The organism is Xanthomonas arboricola pv. juglandis, from assembly GCF_001013475.1.
GTDB classification, from domain to species: Bacteria; Pseudomonadota; Gammaproteobacteria; order Xanthomonadales; family Xanthomonadaceae; genus Xanthomonas; species Xanthomonas arboricola.
Genome location: NZ_JZEF01000004.1, coordinates 458,624 through 479,232, shown reverse-complemented (window position 1 = coordinate 479,232; position 20,609 = coordinate 458,624). Strand labels below are relative to the sequence as shown.

Here is a 20,609-nt window from a genome sequence, read left to right as displayed (position 1 = left end):
CCAACCGCCACGGCCAGAGGGCCGCGCAGTCGGTCTGCCTTGTCCTCAACGATCGGCAGCGTATGGCGAGGTCAGCACCTGTGGCGCACGACCCAGTGCCGCGCCCAGCCGATCCATCACGAACCGCAGATAGAGATTGCTGCTGAACTGGTTGTAGTCGCGCGCATTGTTGAAGGTCATGCGCCCGCCCAGGAACAGCTGCGGTGCCACCTGCCATTCGGCCGCGCCACTTAGGTTGTAGGACACGCCGGTGCGGGTTTCGCCCGCATACACCGGGTCGGTGTAGCGGTTGACCAGCCCGAGCAAGGCCGCCAGCGAGGCGGCATCGTAGGCGGCCTGCTGCAGGGTGGGATCGGTCGGAAAATACGGCGAGGCGTCGGTGCTGAAGTGCTGCACGCCGATGCTGGCATCGACCTTCCAGTTCACCGTCTGGCCGGCGCTGCGGCCGCTCCAGTGCATCGGGAAACCCAGGTCCACATAGTTCTGCGGGCTGAAGTAACCGCCATGGCCGTAGGTGAAGCCGCTGAGGTTCTTGTCGTACTGCATGGCGGTGAGATTGACGCCAGCCGTGAGCGACTGGTGCCGGGTTTCCAGTGCGTGCACGTAAAAGCCAAGATCGACCTGGCGCTGGTCGTTGTCGGCGACGTTGTTGCCGAGCAGACGGTGCGCGGCAAGATTGGCATAACCGCCCAGCAGCCCATTGTCGGCAGTGGCCGACAATGACACGCCATTGCTGGTCACCCCGCCCCATTCGCGGCCGCTCCGTGCATCCTGCGCGCCGGAGAACGACAGCACGCTGTCGGTGACCGCGCGCCGAGAGGCTTCGGCCGACCAGCTCACCGCATCGCCGAGCTCGCCGCGATAGCCGACGCCGCCGATGAGGTTCTGCTCCTGGAAGCCGATCGGGGTGCTGCCGATGTCGGCACTGAACCCGCCATTGCGATAGCGCACACCGACGCCCACCCCGGTGTCGTCCTGGCTGAGCCGGCGCGTGCCGTTGCCGGTGGCGGCCATGGTGTTGAGCGTGGCGGCCAGCCCGGTTGGGGTCTGTTGTGCGGCGGCCGTGCTGCCGGCCAGCGCACGCAACGCGGCCGCATCGCCGACAGCCAGCTGTTCGCTGAGCGCGGCGTTGCCGAGGATGTCGCGCGCCAGTTGGGCAATTGGCGTGTTGGAGGCGTTGATGCCGAGCAGGTAGGCCGGCAACGGTTCGTTGGCCAGCGCCGCCACGGCGGCGGCATTGCTGTTGTTGTTCTCGACCAGCAGTTCGTTGAACAGACCGGTGTTCAAGGCGTAGCGACGCAGGCGTTCACGCGTGGCGGCGGTGTCGCCTTCGGTGGCGAGCAACTGGTACATCGACGAGCTGACCAGCGTATCGATCGGGCCGCGATCGGCCGCCAGCGCATCGTTGATGGCGGTCTGCGGGCCGCTGCCGAAGCGGCTGGCGGTGACGTAATCGGTGGTCAGCGTGCCGGCATCGACGATGGTCGGGGTCAGGGTGACGCCAAGCTTGCCGTCGCCGACGGCGAACTCGGCCTGGACCGGCATTTCGATATCGTCCAGGCGGCCCAGACCGTCTTCGCCATCGCGCGAGCGGTACAACGCGCCACCGGCGAGGTTGTCGCTGTTGTCCGACTGCACCGCACGCAGTTCGTCGAGCACGCCGTTGCCGCTGCCGAGCGGCGGCAACGCCTGTGCGGCGGGCTTGGTCAGACGTGGACCGGCGTCTGCGGCGATCGGCGCAACCGCGCGCGCGGCAAGCAGCCCGTCGCCGCGCGACGAACCGCGCATGCGGCCGCTGGAGACCGGCAGCATGGCGGGCGCAGCGCCGGAGCTGACCGGCGGCGGCAACGTATCGCCGCCGTTGTCGGCAGACCCACCGACCGGCGCGGCAGTGGCGAACCGTGCAGAGCCCGGCGACGCCGCCACCGGTGCAACCGCCACGTCGCCATAGGCGCTACCGGCATCCATGCGCTCGGACAACACCGCCGGCGAGCGTGGCATGCCGCCGGTCATGCCGGAAAACGGATTGAGCGGGCGGCTGGAGGACGCGACCGCGGACGGACCACGCGCGGACGGCAGGCCATTGTCCAGTTGCCCGGCCTGACGCTGCTGCGCGGCCAGCGAGGCACGGAAATACTGCTCGGCCTTGCGGTTCTTGCCGGCGCTGCGATACACGCGGCCGGCCGCGGCCAGCACCTCCGGCGACTCCGGTGCCTGCGCCAGCGCGCGTTGCAGGTAATGCTCGGCATTGCGCAGGTCCGACTGCGCGGCCGCGCTGTTGGCGGCGGCAGTGAGCGTGTCCAGGTCGTCGGGATGACGCTGCAGGATCTGCTGGTAGATCGCCAGCGCCTGACGCTGGTCGCCGGAGGCGGCATACAGCCGCGCGAGCGCGGCCTGCGCATCGCGGCTGTCCGGTTGCTGGGCCAGGATCGGCGACAGCGCGTCGTAGGCGCCTTCCAGGTTGCCGAGTTCGCGCAGCGCATCCACCTGGCGCAGCGTGTAGGCGCTGCGTAGGCGTTGATAACGACGCAGCTGTTCCGGGGTCAGGGTGGTGGCCTGCAACTGGCGCAGCACCGCCGACAGTTCGGCGTCCTGGTGCGCGCGCAGCAGCACGCCGGCATATTGCAGGCGATCTTCGCTGCGCACCGTGGCGCCGGTGACCAGGCGCTGGGCCAGGGTCAGCGCGCGCGGGGCGTTGCCGGCATCGGCATGCGCGCCGGCCAGTGCGGCCAGCAACTGCGGGTCGTCGAGCTGATTGCCCAGCGCAGTTTCGGTGCGCGCCAGCAACTGCTGCGCGTCGCCCGGCCGGCCCTGCTCCACCAGCAACCGTGCCTGACGCGCCTGCAGTTCTATCCAGGCGGTGGTGCGCAGCTGGGTCATTTCCGGCGTGCGCGATGCGACCGGAATGCGCTCCAGGCTGTCGTAGGCGCCCTGCCAGTCGCCGCTTTCCTGCGCGAGCAAAGCGTTGGCATGCAGCGCTTCGGGTTGGTCGCCATGCACGGCGAGCAGGCCATCCATCACGCTGCGGGCCTGATCGGGGCGGCCGGCCTGTTGGTACAGGCGGGCCAGATCCAGACGGATCCAGGCATCGCCCGGGCGCTCGACCATCGCCGCTTCCAGCTCGGTCTGCGCGCTGACCGCATCGCCGGCTTCCAGCGCCTGGCGGGCGCGCGCGCGCTGCACGTTGGAACGCAGCAAGGCTTGCCCGCCGGCTTTGGCACGTTCTGCGGCAGGCAGGCGATTGAACAAGTCGCTGGCTTCCTGCATGCGGCCCTGGCGGCTGTACAAACCGACCAGGCCCTGCAGCGCGCCGGCATTGTCGGCGTCGTGCGACAGCGCCTTGCGGTAGCTGGCCTCGGCGGCGGCCGGGTCGCTGGCGGCCTGCAGGCCGCCCAGCGCCACCTGCGCGGCCGGTTCGTTGGGCAGCAGCTGCACCGCCTGCTCCACCAGCTGGCGCGCCTGGGCCAGATCGCCACGTTTGCGTGCGGCCTCGGCCTGCTGCAGTTGCAGCCAGTAGCGCGCGCTATCCAGCGCGCCTTTCCATTTGCCGTGACTCGCAGCCGCCGGGCGCAGCAGCTCCTGCGCTTCGGCAAAGCGCTGCTGACGCAGGCGCACCGAGCCCAGGCCGCCGAGCGCTTCCGGATCACGCGCACGTGCGCGCAACACCTGCGTGAAGCGTTGTTCGGCAGCGCCCAGATTGTTGGCGCCCAGCGCGCGGAAGCCTTCGCCCAGCAGCACGCCATTGGGGTCGGCCGACGCGGCGGCGGCGGCGCTGCGTTGTTCGCGCAGCTGGCCGAGTTTGGCGGTGACTTCCGCATCGGCCGGGGTACCGGCCAGGAATGCCTGGTACAGCGGCGCATCGGCCATGCCGGCATTGAGCCATAGCAGCGCCTGGCGCCAGCTGCTGCGCGCCGGCCCGCCGACATCGGCGCGTTGCGCCAGCGTGCGCAGCTGCGCGATGCCGTCGCGGCGGGTGGGTTCGCGGTAACTCAGCACCTGCGCCAGCGCCAGCTGCACTGACGGGTTGCCCGGTTCGCTGGATTGCAGGCGTTGCAGACCATCGCGCGCACGCTCCCAGCCGGTGGGGGTGCCGGCCAGCGACTGGTAGTACTCCAGCGCCAACGCCGGCGGCGGCGGCTTGCCGGCGAACAGCGCTTCGTAGTTGCGCGCGGCTTCGACATAGCGCCCGGCCACGGCGGCGCGGCGTGCGTTGCGCAGGTTCGGATCTTCGCCGGCAGCGCTGCTGCCACGGGCGCCGATCGCCACGCGCAGGCGCTGTGCCTGCGGCGATTGCGGGTGTGCCGCGTCGAGTTGCTGCAGGCGCTTGCGTGCTTCGGATTGACGGCCCTGCGCCAGATCGATCTGCGCCAGGCCGAGCAAGGCGTCGGGCTGATCCGGATCGACGCCAAGCAGCTTGCGCCAGGTGTCGGCGGCCAGATCGTCGCGGCCCTGGTCGTGCCAGTAATTGCCCTGCCCGACCAGTTGCTGGGTGGCGCTGGTCTGCGCCTGCACCGGCGAGGCGAGCAGGCACAGGTCGATCATGCCGACGAGGTACAGCGGGGTCAGTTTTTTGCGGAGCATGCAGGCGTTCTCCAGGCGGGCAGCAGGCGCCCGTCTGCGGCAAAGCGGTAGCGGTTCTCAAGCCAGCCCTGTCCGAACAGGGCCAGCGTGCGTTCGAAGTACGGCAGCGCAGCGGCTGCCGCTTGCGCGGCGGCGGGAATGCGCTGCGCCTGCGCCTTGAGCAGCGCGGGCTGGCCCATCGCACTCAGGTAGGGCAGCAGCGCGGCAGAAAACCCGACCGGCAATGCGCCGCTGCCCACGCCGCGCGCGGTGTCGATCTTTTCCGCAAACGGGGTCTGTGCGGCGAGCAGGTCGGCCGGGCCGGACAGGTCGCGCAGCAAGCCGCTGCGCAGCGGCTCGCCGGCATCGAGCATGCCGGCCCACAGATACACGCGGATCGCGTCGTAGCTGCCGACGTTGCCGCGCTTCGGATCCGGGCTGAAGCGCTCGCCATCCCATACCGTCCAGTCCGGCGCAAAGCCCACCGGCGCGCTCTCGCGCAACACGCGTGCGGCGTTGCTGGCGATCGCCGCCCACGGCCCCTTGGGGTCGGCGTTGGCGCAGCGCCGCAGCACCTGGATCGGCAGGTAGCTGGGATTGAGCGTCCAGCGCTGCTTCTCGGCAAAGCCGGTGCGGCCGGGCAGCAACATCGCGCCCAGGCCCGGCAGCGTGGCCACCTCCTGTTGACGCATCAGTTGCAGGATCTGCTGGCCGGCCTTGACGTACCCGGGCCGGCTCCACAGCCGGCCGGCTTCCAGCAGCGCGTAGGCAATCCACAGCTCGCCATCGCTGGCGGTATTGGCATCGAGCACGCGCCAGCTGCCGCTGCCATCGCGCCCCCACAACCACGCCGGCAGATTCAGATCCGGGCGGCCGCCGCACAGATTGTGGCGGGTCCAGCCCAGCACCTTCTCGAACAACACCTGGTCGTTGTTGACCAGGGCGAAGAACAGCGCATACGACTGACCTTCGGAAGTCGAGCGCTGGTCCGGATTGAGGAAATCCACCACCCGCCCGTCGGGCTGGATGTGCTTGTCGACGAAGGCATTCCACAGCGGCCACGGCCCGCATTGGCTGGCCGCCGCCGCTGCGCGCGTGGGCAGCAGCGCGGCCAGGCCGGCCAGCGCACCGGCACGCAGCAGGCTGCGGCGCGTCATCGTCGCGGCGCGATCGTGCGCGCTCATGCGCTGCCGCCTTCGTTGAGCCGCTCGGCGGCATGTCGGCGCAGCAGCACGCGCGCGGCCAGCGCCAGCAACAGCGCCAGCAGCACCACGGTCAACGCCAGCCACACCGGGTGGTGCGAGAAGTACCAGCGCAGCCAGGTCGGGAGCGGCAGATGGCCCACGTAATAGGTCTGGTTGCCGACCAGGCTGATGACCTTTTTTTGCTGCAGCAACACCACGCTGCCCTGGAAGTCCTTGAGCAGGGTCGGGTCGAACCAGGCGTCGAACAGCCGGCTCATGTTGGCTGGGTCTTCGCTCTGGAACGCGACCACGCTGCGGCCGGACTTCAACGGCGATTCGAAGCCCATCAACAGCACATCGTCCGGCTGCGGTTGCAGGGCGATTTCGGTGGTGGTCGGCAGGTCGGTGCGGCGCGCATCGAAGGACAGGAAGCCCGGCAGCTTTTCCAGCACCCAATCGGTCAGCGCAAAGCGTGTCGCCTGCCCGTCCTGGCCCACCGGCAGCTGTGCGCGCCATTGCTTGAACAGCGGCTGCGACTGCGCACTGCCGAGCAGCAACAGATCGCGGTCGGCATGCTGCTGCACCGCGCCGGCACCGATGATCTGCGCATGCAGCGCCGGATACCCGGTGGAGGCGCCGAAGCGTCCGAGCAGGGTCAGCACATTGCCCAGGTCCTGATCGCCGGGATTGTCGGGCAGCACGATGGTGGATTCGGACAGATCGGCCAGGCGCGTGAACGGGTAGCCGGCATTGGCGAACGCGGCCAGGTTCGGCATCGCCATGTAGTGGTGGAAGCCGCTCAGGTCGATGCTGGAATCGGCATCGATGGCGCCGGACACGTCCGGAAAGGTGTTCTTGCACTCCTCGCCCTGCGGGCGATCGAAAAAGAAGTGAAAGCGCAACTGGCTGTTGGCCGAGAACGCACCCACCGGCAATGTCAGATCCTGATGCACCGGCATGCTGCCGCGTGCGCCCAGGCTGTTCCACCAGCGCCTCGGGGTGGACTCGGCGAACGGGCGGCCGGTCAGCGGCAGCGTGGTCACGAACGACTCGTTGATGCTGACGTTGAGCGCGGACTTGTTATCCACGTCCGGCACCGTGTAGCGGTATTTCAGCGCAACCGGAATGCCGTCGCGCTCCCACACGAACAGGTCCGGCGGCAGCTGCAGGCCGACCCGGATCAGGTCCGGGTGATAGCCGCTGACATTGAGCTGGCCGGGCTGGGTCACCAGATCGCCGAAGCGCACCGGATGCTGGCTGGACACCCACTTGGGCGCGTCGTACGGCTGACGCGGCGCCGGCGCGCTGACCTCGCCGATGCGGGCGACCGCCCCGGTCAACGGCGCGCGCAAGGCCAGCGCGGTGGCGGCGCGTTGCAGGTCTTCGCTGTTGCGGCCGAGCACCAGCAGCAGCTTGCCATTGGGATCGGTCGGGTTGACCACCACTGCCACGGTCGGGCCACGGATATCGGCCACGCCACTGTCGGCGGTGGCGAACTGCTCCGGCAGCGTGCTGGGCGTGGCGAACACCACTGCGTTGCCGGTGGCCGGCAGCGCTTCGGTCGAGGCCGGGAACACCGCGCCGCGGTAACCGGCCAGTGTGCCGAACCACGAGGCCACCACGCCAGCCGCCTGCAGCGTGGCGTTGTCCGGGCGCTGCGGAAAGTAGAACGGCAATTCCAGCCGGCGCGTGTCGCGCACATCGAAGAACGGCACCGGCAACAACGCCAGGTTATTGGCCAGCGCCAGCGGCGTGGTGGTCAGCGACAGGCTGGTAGCCGCGTCCACATTCGCCCACAGGCTGCTGTGGTCCGGGTCTTCGCACTCGCGCGTGTAATGGCCGATCAACTGCAGGTTGAGCTGGTTGTAATCGGTGACCAGGCGCGGGTCGATCGGCAGATCGGCCGAGAGCAGCTTGCCGGCATTGGCCTTGTCGGCGGGCAAGGTGCCCACGGTGACGCCATTGATGGTGACCTTCAGATGCGACAGGTCCGGCAGCAGCGCGGGCGAATAGCTGTATTTGAGGTTGAGCGTGGCGGCGGTGACGATCTCGTCGCTGCGCACGCTGAAGGGCACGCCGGCACTGCCCTGCACGCCGCGCAGGGTGATTTCGTAGTCGATGCCGAGCTCGCGCAGGCTGGAGGTGCGGGTGCTACCGGCCGGCATCGCTGCCGGTGCCGGCGGCGCGCTCGCGGCGGTGCCGGCCTGCCCGGTCAGCGTGGCCGTCGCCGTTGCCGGCACGGCCTGCTGCGCCTGCGCCAGGCTAGTCAGCAGGGTGAGCACACAGGTCAACACGGCCGGGGACATTCGCATCGGTTGCTTCTTGGCAGGGAAAAGGGAAACGGCAGGCGTCACGCTCACGACTCCAGATCCAGCGCGCGCGCCGGGCGAAAGCCCTGACGCGCACTGAGTGCGATATGCCCGCCCAGGCGTCCGAAACCGCGCGCGCTGGCAGCCAGCACCTGGCCCATCGAGCGCCAGAACGAATCGCGGTCGTGCTGGCCCCATTGCGATAGCCAGATGTCGGCGCGCGCAAAGGTCGAGGCCACCAGCCAGCGCTCCTGTTCCATCGACATCGCGGTGAACTGCACGCTGACCTGGCCATCGCGGTCCTGCCGCACCACCGCCGGCAAGGTCTGCTCCACGCCGCGATGACTCAGGCCGATTTGCACCGGCAACCCCGGCTCGATCGGCTGCGGCTGGGCGAGCCTGATCGCCATGCCGCCGGTGGAAAAATTCAGCGAGCGGCTGGGCAGCACGCTGCCATCGGGCAGATACAGATTGACCGGGACATCCAACGGCACGCGATGGGCGCTGCGCACCTGGCGGGTTTCGCTGGCGGTGGCGATGGTGGCGCCCAGCAGCACCATGTTGTAGAGCGTCCAGGCCAGGTTGAACCAGATCGTCTGCTGCTCGCCGCTGCCGCCGACATAGATCAGGCGCAGCACGCCGGCAGCCACACCGGCCAGGTTGAGCAACAGCAGGAACAGGTACGGCTTGGCGATCTGCGCATCGAAATAACTGCGCGCCACCAGCCCGCCCTTGGGCGTGACATTGAACTTGCCCAGCTTGGGGTTGAGCAGCGCAACCAGGGTGGGACGGAAGATGTACCAGGCCAGCGTGGTCTCGTAGACCTCGTTCCACAGCAGATGGCGGAAGCGGCTCTGCACCCGCAGGTTGGTCAGATTGGCCTGCAGGAGGTGCGGCAACGCATAGGCCAGGATCATCAACGCCGAGGCCTGGATCACGTGCGCGCCGAAGAACAGATAGGCCAGCGGCGCAGTGAGATAGATGATGCGCGGCAAGCCGTAGAAGAAGTGCAGCATCGCGTTGAGGTAGCACAGCCGCTGCGAGAGCCTGAGCCCGCGCCCCAGCAGCGGATTGTCGATGCGCGCAATCTGCGCCATGCCGCGCGCCCAGCGGATGCGTTGCGCCACATGCCCGGACAGGCTCTCAGTGGCCAGCCCTGCAGCCTGCGGCACCGCCAGATAGGCGGTGCGATAACCGCGGCGCTGCAATTTGAGCGCGGTGTGGGCGTCCTCGGTAACGGTTTCCACCGCCACCCCGCCCACCTCTTCCAGCGCGCTGCGCTTGATCACCGCGCAGGAACCGCAGAAGAAGGTCGCATTCCACTGGTCGTTGCCATCCTGCAACAGGCCGTAAAACAGCTCGCCTTCGTTGGGCACCTTGCCATGCGTGCCCAGGTTGCGTTCGAACGGGTCGGGCGAGAAGAAATAGTGCGGCATCTGCACCAGGGCCAGCCTGGTGTCGCGCAGGAACCAGCCCATCGCCACCTGCAGGAAACTGCGGGTGGGAATGTGGTCGCAGTCGAAGATCGCCACGTACTCGCCGCTGCATTTCTTCAGCGCGGCATTGATATTGCCGGCCTTGGCGTGCGCGTTGTTGGTGCGGGTGACGTAGTTGATGCCGACCTCGGCACAGAAGTCGCGGAACGCGTCGCGGCGGCCGTCATCGAGCAGATGGATGGTGATCTTGCCGGCCGGCCAATCGATCACGCTGGCCGCCAGCACGGTGGTGCGCACCACCGATAGCGGCTCGTTGTAGGTGGGAATGAACACGTCCACGCTCGGCCACAGGGCCTGGTCGGCCGGCAACGGCACCGGCTTGCGATCGAGCGGCCACAGCACCTGGAAATAGCCCAGCACCAGGATCACGAACGCATACAGCTCCGCGCCCAGCAGGCCCAGACCCAGGATGAAATCCACCGCGCTGCCCACGCCCATGGTCTGGGTCGTGCGCCACCAGATGTAGCGGCACGACACCGCCAGCGACATGCCCATCATCGTCAGGATCACCACCCGCCCGCCGCGCTTGCGCACCGCCAGCGCAACGGCGAACAGCACGCCGGAAAACACCAGTTGCTGGGTGACATCCATCGGCACGGCGACCACGAACACCAGCAGCAAGCCGCCCAGCAACCATAGCGCCCAGGTCGCCAACGTGGGCAGCGGTGATCCGGAACGGCGGCTGGCAGCAGTCATCAGATAATCCTTCAAGCGTGGCGGCGTGCGGCAAAGCAAGGCGAAACAGGCGAGCGCAGCGGCGCTTGCCGAAAGTCACACGGTGGTGCTGATCAACGCGAGCGCAGTCGCTGCAGTGGGCTTTGCGTCGCGCTGGGCGCATCGGCCTGCAGCAGGCGCTGGAACAAGCGTTCCAACGGCGTCTGCGCCTGGCGCTCGCCCGGCTGCGCTGCAGGCGCTGCAGGCTCGTCGAGCTGGCGCAATTTGCGTAGCGGCGCGAGCGCATCGAGCGGCGGGCCTGCCGTCCCTTCGACAGGCACTGGCCGATGCGGCGCCAGCGCTGCCTGCATGGCAGGCAAAACGTCAGGCACTGATGCCGCGGGCGCCGGCAGCGGCGCTGGCGTCTGCGCGGTGTCCGTCGCAGCGGGGGGCTGTTCGACCGCTGCCGGGACCGGCGTTTGCGTCACTCCCGGCCTGCGCGGCGGCAGCTGGGTGTGGGCGAAATCCTGATAGCCCGCGCTCGCCGGCGTCCCCAACCGCGCGAACAGGCCGGACACGTCGTCATGCCCGGAGGTTGCCTTGTTGTTCTTCGGTGCCATCACACTCCCCTTGCCCGACTTCAGCCGTTCATGCCGTCCGCATCAACACGAAGTTGCGCAGATCGACGCTGTCGCCTGGCGCGGTCTGCACCGCCAGGCCTGCCAGCATCCCCAGTTGCTGGAACCACCCTTCGTACACGCCCTGCAGGAACCCATCGCTCCACGCCACACCATCCAGTGCCACGCTCAACGGCGCGCTGGCGTGCTGGATCCGCACGTGGTCGGCGTGTTCATGCATCGCGCACTGGCCCCAATCGCAGCGCTCCCACACTGCGTTGGCGGCCTGCTGCATCTCGTCCAGGGTCGTGCAGTGCGCCAGCCGGTGTTCGCGCGCGAAGCGCCGGCCGATGCGCGCCATCAACGGGGCCAGATCATCCTCGGGCAACTCGGCGCCGAACTCGGCGGCCATCGCACGCACAAAGCCCAGCCACTGCCGGGAGCAGCTGCGCGCGCGGTACAGCGACAATGGGTCGGGTGCAGTCATTGAGACGTCGCGCGGAAAGGAGGCCGTACATCAACATCGCGTGCATCAGAAGTGAAGCAAGCGTGATGCCAATGTTAACGAACCCATGCGGCCAATTGAGCGCTGCATCGCATTTTTTTCGGCCATTCCCTGACAGCACTGTCGGGCCTCGGCACAAGCTGCCGCTACACGTCAGTCACTGCCGCGCGTGGTCACCCGCTTCCGGCATCGGCGGCAAGCCGAACACATCGCGCAGATAGCGCAGGTAACCGGCGTCCTCGCACATGCTCTTGCCCGGCGAGTCGCTGAGCTTTGCCACCGGCTGGCCATTGCAGCGGACCATCTTGATCACGATCTGCAGCGGTGTCGGCCCCAGGTCGTTGGTGAGGCTGGTACCGACCCCGAACGCCAGCCGGCAGCGCGTATGGAAGTGCGCGTATAGCCGCATCACCTTGTCGATATTGAGGCCATCGCTGAACACCAGCACCTTGGTCGCGGGGTCGATGCGGTGTGCCTGCAGGTGGGCGATGACGCGCTCGCCCCATTCGAACGGGTCGCCCGAATCATGCCGCATGCCGTCGAACAGCTTGCAGAAATACAGATCGAAGTCGCGAAGGAACGCGTCCAGCCCGACCACATCGGACAGGGCGATGCCCAGATCGCCGCGGTACTCGCGCGCCCACGATTCCAGCGCCGCCACCTGCGAGTCGCGCAACCGCGGCCCCAGCGCCTGGAACGCCTGCAGGTACTCGTGCGCCATCGTGCCCAGCGGGGTCAGACCGTAATGCTTGGCGAAATACACATTGCTGGTGCCGACGAACTGCTCGCCCAGGCCATCGCGCAGCAACGGCAGCAGCTCACCGTGCCAGTGCCGCGAATAGCGCCGCCGGGTGCCGTAGTCGGCGATCTTGCAGCCGGCCGGCATGCTGCGCAGGCTGCTCACTTTCTCGCGCAGGCGGCTGCGGCCTTCTTCGTAATCCGGCTCGGAGGTGTTGCGGAACCACACCTCGTTGATGATCGCCAGCAACGGCACTTCGAACAGGATGGTATGCAGCCACGGGCCGCGGATGGTCAGTTCGATCTCGCCCGGGTGGGTGGTCGATGCCGACAGCTGCAGATACTTGCGGTCCAGATGGAACAGCGCCAGGAAGTCGGCAAAGTCCGGCTTGATGAAGCGCAGGCCGCGCAGATAGGCCACTTCGTCCTCGCGCAGCCGCAGCCGGCACAGCGCATCGATCTCGCGCGAGATTTCGTCGATGAACTGGGCCAGATCCACGCCGGGCGTGCGGCACTTGAAGCGGTAGTCGACCTGCGCGGCCGGATGCTGATGCAGTACCGCCTGCATCATGGTGAATTTATACAGGTCGGTGTCGAGCAGCGAATGGATGATCATGCTGCCGGATTATGCCCGCAGCGGCGATCGCACTGCGTGCAAGCCGCCGATGCCTCGGGAAGCGCTGCGCTGCGCAGCGGCGGTGCGCCTGGCGATTTCCCTTGGCGAGTCACTCCGGCAATTCACCCCGGAAATTGCGCCCGGCACTCCCTTGGAAAGGGCCAGGCGCCATCGCTCAGCGCGCCAGCACCTGCTGCGCCGGCTTGCCCTGTACGGTGAAGTCGCTGTCGCCCTGGCCACCGGCCTTGGGGTCGGTGTACCAGCACCACAGCGCGATGCCTTCCACGCCGTGCGCCTGCAGCACCTTGCGCCACTGCTGCAACACCTGCAGCTGCAGGCGGGTGTCCACTGCGGCAGCGCGTTGCTCCGGGCTCTCCCATGGCGCGGCCAGGCTGCCGCGTGCAGAACGCAGCCCCAACTCCGCCACCCACACCGGCTTGCCCACGCGCTGGCCCAGTTGCTGCAGGCGCTGCGCGGCGGCGTTCATCTCGGCCGTGCGCGTGCCGGCCGCTTCGGACAGACGCGGATACAGGCTGGTGCCCACCGCATCGAACAAGGACCAGTAGCGGAAGCTTTCGGCGTGCTCCATGCCGTCGGCCACGTACAGCAGCTTGCCGTGGTAGACCTTGCGCACTTCCGCCACCAGACCGGGCCACTGCGGCGCGTCCTGCAGCTTGCGCAGTTCGGTGCCGATCACCAGCGCTTCAGCGTGCTCGTCTTCGGCCAGTCTGGCCAACGGCAGCAACGCATTCTGATACGCGGCAAACCAGGCTGCCTGGTCGGTGGGCGCGGTGTCGCCGGCCCAATGCCCGGGAATCCACACATGCACCTTGAGCGTGGCCTGCAGGCCGGCCTGGTGGCTCTGCCGCAACGCGGCGCGCATGGCCTCCACGCTGCTGTCGCTACCCAGCACCGGGTCGTTCGACTGCGGGTTGGCCTGCCACACAAACGCGACCAGCAGCGCCTTGCTGGCGCCGGTCTTGGCCAGCGCGTCCAGCGACTGCCCCGCCGCCTCGCTTTCCCACGGCGCATTGGCCGAGACCTTGACGTTGGCGCCCATCCACGTCGTTGCATCCGCGTTGCAGCCGTTGACCAACATGCACGCCCCGACCAGAAACGCGGCGCTCAGAACGCGTTTGAACATGTGGCAGATGCCTCGGTGGTGGACGCGGTCGTGGCGTGCGCGCAGTCCATTGCACCGATGACCGCAGTGTTCTTGTCCGGCTGCACCATTGCAGCGGTGGCAGCAGGCGTGGTGGCACCGGCAGCGAGCTGCGTGGGTGCGGCCACATTCGCGGCAGTCGCAGCTGTGGGCTGCGCCTGCACAGCGTCCGCTGCCGGCGTCGCCGAGCCGGTCGGCAACGATACCGGCGCACGCATGACCACCGCCTCGCCCTGCAGCAAGGACTGCGCATCGGCAGGCGCCGCACGCATCCAGCTGCCCCAGCCCTGCGGCTGCACCCAGGCCGCACCGATCAGGCCCAGCAACAGCAGGCCGGCGGCCTGGCTGCGCTGATCGGCATGCAGTGCGCGCAGCAGCAACGCTGCCGGCACCCACAGCAGCAGCAAGGCGTCGAACCCCGCCCAGCCGAAGGCGAACGACAACGCCGCCGCACAGATCACGGTGCCGGCACTGGCCAGCACGCCGCGCGTGAGCGCACTGCTGCGGCTACGGGCCAGCAACGCCAGCACCGGGAAGCAGACCACCGCCGCCACGCCCCAGCGCACCGCCGGCAGCCAACCTTGCGCATGCTCGGCCAGCGGTAACGGCAGCGGATGCGCACCCTGCCCGATGCTGGACAGCGTCGGCCACGGTGCGTTGAACACGGTCAGATTGACGTAGGCCCACATGCCGACCAGAAACGCGAACGGCAGATAGCACACCAGGTAGAACGAACCCGGCGCCTTGCGCAGCATCTGCGGCGGCATCACCAGCAGCAGCCACGGTGCCACCATCGTCGACAACGCCAGTGTCTGCAGGTCCAGGCACAGCAGGATGCATAACCAGCCGGCGATGCGCAGATAGGTGAAGGCCTCTACCGGCGTCTGCAGGCGGCGCAAGGTGCGGCACAAGCCGTAGAACGCCAGCAGACCCACCGCCTGGCTTCCGCCTGCGGCGATCGGCAGTAGGAACAGCGGATTGCAGCCCACCAGCAGGGTCAAACCACTGGCCCAGCCGCGTCCGAACACACCGGCCAGATCGCGCCACAGCAGCGACAGGAACAGCGCGTTGGCGGCGACCGCCAGGAACGGCCAGACCTGGAACGGCAGATTCCAGCTGTCCAGCCCCAGATTGATCGCCCACGACAACAGACCGGTTGCCGGCAAGCCGGCTGCTGGTGCGATTGCCGGTGCGGCGGAGCCGACCGACTGCAGCAGCAACGGCTGGCTCAGCAGCGATAGGGCCACCACGGCAACCAGAAACGCCGGCAGCCCGCTGTGACGACGCGAAACTGCCGACTCACTCTTCGAGTGCGGCGCGGCGCTCGTTTTCCGAATGCTTGCTGATGCCATGAGTGGTCTTCTCCCAATAGAACGGATTGTGGATCAGCTGCCAGAGACCCTTGTAAGCGGCGATCGACTGCAGCGCCCAATAGAACGGCACGGTCAGCGCGTAGGGCGCCAGCTTGAAGTAGTCGCGTTTGAACGCAGCCACCAGAGTGATGTAGATGAAGAACGCATTGGCCAACAACAGATTGACCAACGACACGGTCGCCAGCCACGGCGGGAAAAAGCGCTCGAACGCGGTTGTCCCGGTGACTGCCCAGACCACATACAGCGCCCACAGCACCGGCACGCCCAACGCGGTGAAGAAACCGCCGCCAATGAAGAACTGAAAGCCCCAGAAGCCCTTGAACCCGGTGCTGCGATACAGATGCACCGGGTCGCGCATATGCACCAGCCAGGTCTGCATATAGCCCTTGAGCCAGCGCGAACGCTGCCGGATCCAGTTGGGAATGCTGACGTTGGCTTCTTCGAACGTGGTGGAATTGACCACGTTGACGCGGTAGCCGTTCTGGATCAGCCGCACGCCCAGGTCGGCGTCTTCGGTGACGTTGTACGGGTCCCATGCGCGCACCTGGCGCAACACATCCAGACGGAAGTGGTTGGAGGTACCGCCCAACGGAATCGGAATGCGCAGGTATTCCAGCGCCGGCAGGTAGAAGTCGAACCAGAGCGTGTACTCCAGCGTGAACATCCGCGTCAGCCAGTTCTCGTCGGCGTTGTAGTAGTTCAACCTCGCCTGGATGCACACCACATCCTTTTCGGCCTTGCGGAACGCGGCCACCACGCGCTTGAGCTGATCCGGCTCGGGCTTGTCTTCGGCGTCGTAGATGGTGAGCAGTTCGCCGCGCGCAAAATGCAGCGCGTAGTTGCAGGCCTTGGGCTTGGTCTTGGGCTGCGACGGCGGCACCCGGATGATTTCGAAGAACGCCTCCAGGCCGAGTTTCTTGGCAGCCTCAATGGTGTCGAAATCGTCCGCCTCCAGTACCAGCTTCACGTCGAGCTTGCTGATCGGGTAATCCAGCTTGCGCAGCGCATTGGCCAGGATCGGCAGGACTTCCGGTTCCTTGTACATCGGCACCAGCACGGTATAAACCGGCAGGTCGTCGTCGCGCAGCGCGGCCACTTCGTCCTCGGTGACCTTGATGTCGATGCGGTGGCGCGAGCCAAACCACACCAGCAACAGCTTCAGCCCGAAGGTCGCCAGAAAGCCCAGCGCCACCAGCACGTTGACGGTGATCAGGGCCGGCACCGGGAACAGCACCATTGCGATCACCAGCACAGCGGCGATCGCCCACAGCGTGAACTTCTGTCCGCGCGTGACCACCTGGCGCGCCGAGTAGGTCGGCGCATGCGATGCGAGCAGGTTCAGCGCGTTGTCGGTGAGCTGCTCGTCGGCGTAACGCTGCAGGCTCCAGATGATGTCGAACTTGGCGGTGCCGACAAAACGCACGTCCTCGCCGTAGTGCGCGCGCGCCCAGGCAAACACCGCCGGGTCGGGATCGGCCACGGCCAGCACCAGCACGCCGTCTTCGCGACGCCACGGCAGCAGCAGGCGCTGCGCGTAACTTTCCAGATCGCCGGGGGTGAGCAGTTCCGGATCCGGCGGCTGCTGCACCAGATCGATGAACGCAAGGCCGAAGTGCGCGGCAACGATGGCGTAGAACCGCTGCGCCGGCACACCGCGCTGGGCCAGGATCACATCGCCCAGGCGCGAGTTCCAGCGTTGCTGCAACGCCAGCGCCGAGCGCAGCTGTTCGTCGGTGATGACGCCTGCCGTGACCAGCGCGCGACCCAACAGACCGCGTTCGCGGCCGATGTCCGGTGCTCGTCCCAGCGCGTCCATTTCGCAGGTGACCGTCATTGTCGTGGCGTCCTTAGAACCGCCACCAGGCGGCCACAAATGGCCCACCTGCGGCAGCGGTGTTGCGGCCCATCACTGGTTGCTGATATCCCACCTGCCACTGACTGCCGCCCGGCGCGGTGTACAGCGTGGACAGCTGCAGCTTGGTGAGGTCGTAGTTGGTGCCGGTAGCGACGAAGCCGACGCCGCCAGCAGAGCCGGGCACGTCAAAGTTGTTGCGTCCGTTGCCCAGACCCTGGATCACGTTGACTTCGCCGAGCAGCAACCAGCTCGGGGTCAGGCTCAGGCCGGTAGACGCGTCCACCCGCACTTCGTCGGAAGCGGCACTGCCGCGCAGGCGCACCGCGCCACCCAGATCGACGTAGCCGTTGCGCCCGCCTAGCGTGTAACCACGGCCGCGGCTGTACCGCAGCTCCAAGCCATAGTCGCCAAGACCAAGCGCAGGATCGGAATTCGCTTCGGGATTATTCGGATGGTAGGTCTTGCTGCGGCCGTAGGCGGGGATGCTGACCAATGCCTGCACCGAGCTGCGCCAGACGTCCTCTTGCGCGCTCGGCAGCGCATAGCGCAGGCCAATTTCCTGATCGGCAAGACCAGTGGTGCTGGTGCGGGTCCGGCCATCGCCGCCGTAATTGCTGAAACCGACTTCGGTGAAATAGAAATTGCCGATTAAGATCAGCTTGTCGGTCAAGCCATGCTCGACGTAGACATTCAGCTGGTCCTGGCGGCTACGCCCGTTTCCGTCGAATTGTTGGCCGTCACCAAACGTGGTGCGGTGATGGCTGTCGTCGAACCAACCGCGGCCATCGCTATGCAGCGCCTTGACGATCACCAGGGTGTCGCCCTGCGGCTGGGTCCAGGCGCCTGCCACGGCCGTGTCCGGCAAGGCTGCCATCAGGCAGCTCAGCGCGAGCGCCGAAAGCGCAGCCGCCGGCACGCGGCGAGTGGTGGAATCAAGGGAAGAGGGCGAGACAACCGGACTGGACTGCAGCGCGGCGGCGCACGGCTGACGTACCCGCAATTGCGGGTCGTTCTGTAAGGACATTTGCACGATTCCTGATGGGGGACCCGGAAGGGACAGGAAGCTAGTGATTGATCACACTTCGAGGCGAAACGTATCACAGTTAAGTGCCGCCACCCATCACTGATTTATCACAAATTTAACGCGAGCGAGCTCATCTCTTTTGCAACAATCGCGGCACCTGGGCGGCGGCGTGAGTCCAGATCGCCAGCCATACGCCAAGCCGGGTGAGCAGCCCCCGCTGGCCCGCCTCGAACTTGCGGAAATAGCGCCACAGGCCGCGGTGTTTGTGCCACTCGACAAAGAACGGCCGCGCACGACTGGACACGCCGCGCACGTGCACGACCCGTAGATCGTTGGCCACCGCCACCAGCGCACCGGCCTGACGCGCACGCCGGCACAGGTCCAGGTCTTCGGCGTGCAGGCGGTAGGCGCCGTCCCAGCCGTCGAGCCGGTCGAACAGGCTGCGTTGCATCAGCATCAAGGCACCGGAAATGGCGTCCACCACCTGCAGGGGCGCAGACGGATCGGCCGGCACCGCCAGCTGGGCGGCGGCGCGCGGCGCGCGCAGCATCGCGGCAAAATCCGGGTCACGGCGGCGCACCGCGGCATCCGGCTGCCCGTGCTCGTCCACCTGCTCCACGCCCAACAGCACCGCCGCGTGCCCGACCGCGCGTGCGCACAGCTGCGCCAAGGTGTCGCGCTCGACCATCAGGTCCGGGTTGATGAACACCAGCCAGGGCGCCTGCGAGTCGCGCGCGCCCTGGTTGCAGGCGCTCGCAAAGCCCGGGTTGTCCGGATTGGCGATGAAGTGCAGCCGCGCATCGGCCAGCGCATGCCGCTGCACGACCACCAGGGTGTCGTCACTGGAAGCGTTGTCGACCACCCGGATCTCGCTGATGCCCTCGGCCGCGCGCAGCCGCGCCAGGCACGCATCGATGGTGCTGCTGCTCTGATAGGTGACGACGACGGCGGCAATCTGGACGGGAGTCATCCGGCCATTATCCGGTGCCGGGGCGGCGCAACGCCATCGTGCGTCTGCCAGCGCCGACATGGCGGCTGGCAGCAGCAGCAGGCATACTGCGCGCCCGGAACCGCCCAGCGGTTTTGCGCAGGCGCCGCCCACGGCGCGTCCCACATTTTTTAGTGTCGAGATGACGGCCAGCGACCTTTCGGTGTTGCGCTGCCTTTTCATCCCCTGCAGCGCAACCGCCTGATGGCGCGCGCGCCGCAACGACGGCCTGGCAGCGCCGTCCGTGTTGTCGCCGGCGCGCGCGCCGGGTCCGCCGCTTCGGCACCGATCGACTGGTCTATACCACTAGCCCGCACCGCATTGCCGGAGCCGGGCGCATGAGCACCTCGCATCAGGTGCACGGCATGAGCCTGGAGCTGGCGCTGCCGGACTGGCCGGTGTTGACCGCCGACGAAATCCGTCGCGTGCTGCAGCACTTTTCCGTTCCCGTCGGTGGCGAACTGATTCGCTGGCATAGCGCCCGCCCGTTTTCTGCCGCCGCCTGCGTGGACACCGCCAGCGGCAGGCTCATCGTCAAGCGGCATCACCGCAGCGTGCGCAATGTCGCCGCGTTGCGCGAAGAGCACGTCTTCATGGCGCATCTGCGCTGGGCCGGCGCACCGGTGGTCGAGGTGCTGCACGATGCCGCGGGCCGCACCGCCCTGGCCGATGCCGAGTGGGTCTACGAAGTGCAGCGCGCAGGGCTCGGCCAGGACCTGTATCGGGATGCCTTGTCGTGGACGCCCTTTACCAGCACCCCGCATGCGGCGGCGGCGGGTGCCGCGCTGGCACGCCTGCATCTGGCAGCACAGGGGTTCGATGCGCCGCCACGCCGCAGCAGCGTACTGGTGGCCAACCTGGCCCTGTTCGCGCAGGCCGATCCGATCCGGGCCGTGGAACAGGCCTTGCTGTCGCGCCCCGGCCTGGCCGCCGATTTTCAGGACCGGCCCTGGCGCCGTGACCTGACCGAACACCTGCTGCCCTGGCACGCCCGGGCCTGGCCGGTGCTGTCGGCGCCCGGCGCGCTGCCGCCGCTGTGGACGCATGGCGACTGGCATGCCTCCAACCTGCTGTGGCGCACACACGACGATGGCGACGTCGAGGTCAGCGCGGTGTTCGACTTCGGTCTGTGCGACCGCAGCTTTGCGATGTTCGACCTGGCCACGGCGATCGAACGCAATCTGATTCCATGGTTGAACCTGGATGCGGGGCAGCGCGCGCAGCCGCAGCTGGAGCAGCTCGACGCCTTGCTGGACGGCTACGCCCGGCACTGCGCACTGGGCGCCGCGCAGCTGCGGCAGCTGGCCGCCTTGCTGCCAATCGTGCATGCGGATTTCGCCCTGAGCGAGATCGAATACTTCGCCGGCATCACCCGCTCGGCCGACAACGCCGACATCGCCTATCACCGTTACCTGCTCGGCCATGCGGACTGGTTTGCCAGCGCCGATGGCCAGTGCCTGCTCGATCACCTGCACGCGCGCGCGCGCCGGGTGCCATGAGCGTTTTTCCTTCTCCTTTTCGAGCCCTG

General features: G+C 67.6%; 13 protein-coding genes. 1 reads left to right on the top strand and 12 read right to left on the bottom strand.

Annotated elements, in window-relative coordinates:
- Positions 1-45 precede the first annotated feature (45 nt).
- From XARJCFBP2528_RS16990 to XARJCFBP2528_RS16935, 12 genes are all read right to left on the bottom strand, one after another.
- Complete coding sequence (locus XARJCFBP2528_RS16990; protein ID WP_047124910.1) at positions 46-4,581, bottom strand: cellulose biosynthesis protein BcsC; 4,536 nt, start codon at positions 4,579-4,581, stop codon at positions 46-48.
- Positions 4,563-5,744, bottom strand: a complete 1,182-nt coding sequence (bcsZ, locus tag XARJCFBP2528_RS16985) for a cellulose synthase complex periplasmic endoglucanase BcsZ (protein ID WP_016901864.1) — start codon at positions 5,742-5,744, stop codon at positions 4,563-4,565. The genes XARJCFBP2528_RS16990 and bcsZ overlap by 19 nt, the downstream gene beginning before the upstream one ends.
- Positions 5,741-8,056, bottom strand: coding sequence for a cellulose biosynthesis cyclic di-GMP-binding regulatory protein BcsB (gene bcsB, locus XARJCFBP2528_RS16980; protein WP_047124909.1), 2,316 nt, complete (start codon positions 8,054-8,056; stop codon positions 5,741-5,743). Before bcsB ends, bcsZ begins: the two co-directional genes overlap by 4 nt.
- Positions 8,057-8,100: 44 nt before the next feature.
- The gene (gene bcsA / locus XARJCFBP2528_RS16975; protein WP_047124940.1) at positions 8,101-10,245 is read right to left on the bottom strand and encodes a UDP-forming cellulose synthase catalytic subunit; all 2,145 of its coding nucleotides are present in this window, start codon (positions 10,243-10,245) and stop codon (positions 8,101-8,103) included.
- Between the two features lie 92 nt (positions 10,246-10,337).
- On the bottom strand, positions 10,338-10,823 hold the full coding sequence (locus XARJCFBP2528_RS16970; RefSeq protein ID WP_047124908.1) for a hypothetical protein: 486 nt from the start codon (positions 10,821-10,823) through the stop codon (positions 10,338-10,340).
- A 28-nt stretch (positions 10,824-10,851) separates the two neighbouring features.
- Entirely contained in the window at positions 10,852-11,307 is a 456-nt protein-coding gene (gene bcsD, locus XARJCFBP2528_RS16965) for a cellulose biosynthesis protein BcsD (RefSeq protein ID WP_016901867.1), read from the bottom strand.
- Between the two features lie 175 nt (positions 11,308-11,482).
- On the bottom strand, positions 11,483-12,679 hold the full coding sequence (pncB, locus tag XARJCFBP2528_RS16960) for a nicotinate phosphoribosyltransferase (protein WP_039518967.1): 1,197 nt from the start codon (positions 12,677-12,679) through the stop codon (positions 11,483-11,485).
- A gap of 175 nt (positions 12,680-12,854) precedes the next feature.
- Complete coding sequence (locus XARJCFBP2528_RS16955) at positions 12,855-13,823, bottom strand: glycoside hydrolase family 113 (RefSeq protein WP_047124907.1); 969 nt, start codon at positions 13,821-13,823, stop codon at positions 12,855-12,857.
- Positions 13,805-15,091 (bottom strand): hypothetical protein, encoded by a 1,287-nt coding sequence (locus XARJCFBP2528_RS16950; protein ID WP_016901870.1) that lies wholly within the window; start codon positions 15,089-15,091, stop codon positions 13,805-13,807. Before XARJCFBP2528_RS16950 ends, XARJCFBP2528_RS16955 begins: the two co-directional genes overlap by 19 nt.
- 49 nt (positions 15,092-15,140) lie before the next feature.
- Positions 15,141-17,048 (bottom strand): glycosyltransferase family 2 protein, encoded by a 1,908-nt coding sequence (locus XARJCFBP2528_RS16945; RefSeq protein ID WP_026064183.1) that lies wholly within the window; start codon positions 17,046-17,048, stop codon positions 15,141-15,143.
- A gap of 13 nt (positions 17,049-17,061) precedes the next feature.
- Positions 17,062-18,093 (bottom strand): hypothetical protein, encoded by a 1,032-nt coding sequence (locus XARJCFBP2528_RS16940; protein ID WP_026064184.1) that lies wholly within the window; start codon positions 18,091-18,093, stop codon positions 17,062-17,064.
- 130 nt (positions 18,094-18,223) lie between these two features.
- Positions 18,224-19,063, bottom strand: coding sequence for a glycosyltransferase family 2 protein (locus XARJCFBP2528_RS16935; RefSeq protein WP_047124939.1), 840 nt, complete (start codon positions 19,061-19,063; stop codon positions 18,224-18,226).
- Between the two features lie 356 nt (positions 19,064-19,419).
- On the opposite strand from XARJCFBP2528_RS16935, the gene XARJCFBP2528_RS16930 reads away from it, so the two are divergent.
- Positions 19,420-20,580: a phosphotransferase enzyme family protein gene (locus XARJCFBP2528_RS16930; protein ID WP_016901887.1), complete on the top strand. Its 1,161-nt coding sequence runs from the start codon at positions 19,420-19,422 to the stop codon at positions 20,578-20,580.
- Positions 20,581-20,609: the final 29 nt, after the last annotated feature.

Coding starts and splice junctions, on each gene's coding strand:
- bcsB (WP_047124909.1), bottom strand. CDS start 8,056: ATGCGAATGTCCCCGGCCGTGTTGACCTGTGTGCTCACCCTGCTGACT.
- XARJCFBP2528_RS16945 (WP_026064183.1), bottom strand. CDS start 17,048: ATGACGGTCACCTGCGAAATGGACGCGCTGGGACGAGCACCGGACATC.
- bcsZ (WP_016901864.1), bottom strand. CDS start 5,744: ATGAGCGCGCACGATCGCGCCGCGACGATGACGCGCCGCAGCCTGCTG.
- pncB (WP_039518967.1), bottom strand. CDS start 12,679: ATGATCATCCATTCGCTGCTCGACACCGACCTGTATAAATTCACCATG.
- XARJCFBP2528_RS16940 (WP_026064184.1), bottom strand. CDS start 18,093: ATGTCCTTACAGAACGACCCGCAATTGCGGGTACGTCAGCCGTGCGCC.
- XARJCFBP2528_RS16930 (WP_016901887.1), top strand. CDS start 19,420: ATGAGCACCTCGCATCAGGTGCACGGCATGAGCCTGGAGCTGGCGCTG.
- XARJCFBP2528_RS16970 (WP_047124908.1), bottom strand. CDS start 10,823: ATGGCACCGAAGAACAACAAGGCAACCTCCGGGCATGACGACGTGTCC.
- XARJCFBP2528_RS16955 (WP_047124907.1), bottom strand. CDS start 13,823: ATGTTCAAACGCGTTCTGAGCGCCGCGTTTCTGGTCGGGGCGTGCATG.
- bcsA (WP_047124940.1), bottom strand. CDS start 10,245: ATGACTGCTGCCAGCCGCCGTTCCGGATCACCGCTGCCCACGTTGGCG.
- XARJCFBP2528_RS16935 (WP_047124939.1), bottom strand. CDS start 19,063: ATGACTCCCGTCCAGATTGCCGCCGTCGTCGTCACCTATCAGAGCAGC.
- bcsD (WP_016901867.1), bottom strand. CDS start 11,307: ATGACTGCACCCGACCCATTGTCGCTGTACCGCGCGCGCAGCTGCTCC.
- XARJCFBP2528_RS16990 (WP_047124910.1), bottom strand. CDS start 4,581: ATGCTCCGCAAAAAACTGACCCCGCTGTACCTCGTCGGCATGATCGAC.